A 2,783-nucleotide genomic window follows, 5' to 3' on the forward strand; every position below is an offset into this window, starting at 1 on the left:
CAGCTATCAGCATATGCTTACGTTTATCCTACTTATGAGGTATAATAATACAGAGATTAACTAGTGAGTTATAACAATCTGGGATAAAATCTTACTCAATTGACTTTCGGCCAAAATTTATAGAAGTCTATAAAAAGTAAAATCTATTAATATGAGTAAGAAAAAAAAGAAAAAACATCCTGGGGGACATAAGTTTTATGAACCTAGCGACTACAGGCCGGTAAACTGTAAAAACGTCCCAGGAGAACGAGCTAGGAAAAAGTGTAAGAAATGGAACAAATTTGTTGCAGAAAGATCTAAGCTTAAGAAACAAGGTCTGTTTGAAGAGATGAAAAAACTAGAGGAAGAGTATCACGGAATAGACTTAACAGAAGAGACTACTGTCGATACTCCAGATTGCCTTGAAGAAGAAGAATTGTACTACGACGGTTATTTAGATGAATACAGAACTTGGTTTTAAGTCACCGGATTGAGCTAGCCTATTAATGCTTCAATTTTAATCAGCTCTCCAAACTTTTCTGATCATCTAAGTTAAGAAATAGAAGTATATTACCAATGGCAATCCCGATGACGATAAGATAAATTGAGGTAAAATTACTGAAAGTAAATCACCCCAAAAATTTTTCATAAAAGGAAGACTAGTTAATACACTATTCAAGATAAATTGTAAGCATAAAGCACTCAATCCACTTAGAAAAATGAAGAAAAATACTTTCCACCAATTCCCTTCAACTCTGTCTTGATGCAGTCGCTCATGGGGGGGACCCCCAAGACCGCGCTGCATCGCTGGAGCGACTGTAATCGAAAGCATCTTTTCCCCTTTGGTCTCGGAGAATAAAAGCCAGCCCATAGTATTGATTATTTACCGTATAAACTATCCCTGGGATTATAAGTAGCATAAATCGGATAAAATAGTTAATACTAAATATCAAAACCAAGCCAACTAGAGGCAGTAAATTTGAAACTATTTTTTGGACTGCACTCTGATAACTGGTATCTCTTCCATGAATATAATTTTCTGTAATCAGCGATAGGGCTATGTAATAGATCAAACTTGCTAAATTGACAATGATCGAAACAACTACAAAAAATGCTAAAAACAATCCTGAAGGGTTATTTATATTTTCCGGGTTCAAAGCTGATAAAATTATCAGCAAAGGTAAATAAATTGTACAAAACAACAGTAGGATAGGCTTCAAATTTTTCAGATAAACATCAAACCCCATTGAGATTAATTCGATTAATCCAAGTTTTCGGCTTTGAAGTTGAGATAGACTACTCATAGTTACGGCTCCATCAACGGGTATTGATATAGTATTTATCAACTAGTTTATGTCCATTTTTGATTTTATGGAACAGTAAAAAGATAACAGTAAAAAAATCGGCGTTGCTGATTATGGGTATGGTTTCGCCCCCCTAGCCCCCCAATTCTGCGGTGCGACCCGTGGCGAATTTAATTCGCCGACGGAAAGCGCACCGGTGGGGGAACAAGACTTTCTTGCGTCCCTTCCGGTGCGCGCCTCCTAGGGCGAGTAAATCGCCCTTGGGTCGCACCGCAAAGTTGGGGGACCCACGGGGGCTTGACCAAAACCAGATGATCGCGCATTCATTCCTTGATTCAGCAACGCCAAAAAATCTGTATAACTGAGATCTTGCACCATTGTCATTAATCGTAGGGTGGGCAGTGCCTACCAACGCGCTTTGCAAGCTTCATTATCTGTCTGGTGCACTGCCCACCCTACATGAACCAAGCTTATTGAGAATGGGGCAAGAGGTGAGTATAACTTATTACTAGGATAAGCGCTATCAAATAAACAAGGGTTTAATTATCTGTGATTTAATCTAAATTTCCGGCGTTGCTGATTATGGGTATGGTTTCGCCCCCCTAGCCCCCCAATTCTGCGGTGCGACCCGTGGCGAATTTAATTCGCCGACGGAAAGCGCACCGGTGGGGGAACAAAACTCTCAAGCGATGCAGCGCGGTCTTGGGGAGGCAGCGCGGTCTTGGGGGTTCCCCCCACTCGCTATTGCCGTGGTTTCCCCCACTCGCTATTGCATCAAGACAAGTCCCCCAGAATTGGGGGACCCACGGGGGCTTTAATAAAACCAGATGATCGCGCATTCATTCCTTGATTCAGCAACGCCAAAAAATCTGTATAACTGAGATCTTGCACCATTGTCATTAATCGTAGGGTGGGCAGTGCCTACCAACGCGCTTTGCAAGCTTCATTATCTGTCTGGTGCACTGCCCACCCTACATGAACCAAGCTTATTGAGAATGGGGCAAGAGGTGAGTATAACTTATTACTAGGATAAGCGCTATCAAATAAACAAGGGTTTAATTATCTGTGATTTAATCTAAATTTCCGGCGTTGCTGATTATGGGTATGGTTTTGCCCCCCTAGCCCCCCAATTTTGCGGTGCGACCCGTGGCGAATTTAATTCGCCGACGGAAAGCGCACCGGTGGGGGAACAAAACTCTCAAGCGATGCAGCGCGGTCTTGGGGGTTTCCCCCACTCGCTATTGCATCAAGACAAGTCCCCCAGAATTGGGGGACCCACGGGGGCTTTAATAAAACCAGATGATCGCGCATTCATTCCTTAATTCAGCAACGCCAAATTTCCTGCTGCTATAGACAAAAGGACTCGAAAGCCAATTGTGAGAACTTTGATGAGATACTCTTAAACCGTCATTAATCTGGATAATCCGGTATAAAACGGTCAAGGTGCAATTTATTGTTGCCTGAGGGAGGAGTGGTAGTCAGCAATTGGAGTCAAGCCTC

At 42.3% G+C, this 2,783-nt stretch carries 5 protein-coding genes; 4 read left to right on the forward strand and 1 reads right to left on the reverse strand.

The window, feature by feature from the left end; genetic code table 11:
• Positions 1-151 precede the first annotated feature (151 nt).
• Positions 152-460, forward strand: a complete 309-nt coding sequence (locus F6K38_RS38915) for a hypothetical protein (protein WP_008185150.1) — start codon at positions 152-154, stop codon at positions 458-460.
• Between the two features lie 292 nt (positions 461-752).
• Here the strand turns inward: F6K38_RS38915 and F6K38_RS38920 are convergent, their stop codons facing one another.
• Positions 753-1,325, reverse strand: a complete 573-nt coding sequence (locus F6K38_RS38920; protein ID WP_131827174.1) for a hypothetical protein — start codon at positions 1,323-1,325, stop codon at positions 753-755.
• Between the two features lie 119 nt (positions 1,326-1,444).
• On the opposite strand from F6K38_RS38920, the gene F6K38_RS38925 reads away from it, so the two are divergent.
• The 3 genes from F6K38_RS38925 (at position 1,445) to F6K38_RS38935 (ending at position 2,573) form a co-directional block, all read left to right on the forward strand.
• Entirely contained in the window at positions 1,445-1,648 is a 204-nt protein-coding gene (locus F6K38_RS38925; RefSeq protein ID WP_165691856.1) for a hypothetical protein, read from the forward strand.
• Between the two features lie 265 nt (positions 1,649-1,913).
• Positions 1,914-2,114 (forward strand): hypothetical protein, encoded by a 201-nt coding sequence (locus tag F6K38_RS38930; protein WP_287310852.1) that lies wholly within the window; start codon positions 1,914-1,916, stop codon positions 2,112-2,114.
• 315 nt (positions 2,115-2,429) lie between these two features.
• Entirely contained in the window at positions 2,430-2,573 is a 144-nt protein-coding gene (locus tag F6K38_RS38935) for a hypothetical protein (protein ID WP_193431516.1), read from the forward strand.
• The last annotated feature ends 210 nt before the right edge of the window (positions 2,574-2,783 follow it).

Origin of the sequence: Moorena sp. SIO3B2, assembly GCF_010692525.1 — a bacterium.
In the GTDB taxonomy this organism is placed as follows: Bacteria; Cyanobacteriota; Cyanobacteriia; order Cyanobacteriales; family Coleofasciculaceae; genus Moorena; species Moorena producens.

Bases quoted from the DNA above. Each gene is read 5' to 3' on its own strand.
- F6K38_RS38915 (WP_008185150.1), top strand. From the start codon at position 152: ATGAGTAAGAAAAAAAAGAAAAAACATCCTGGGGGACATAAGTTTTAT.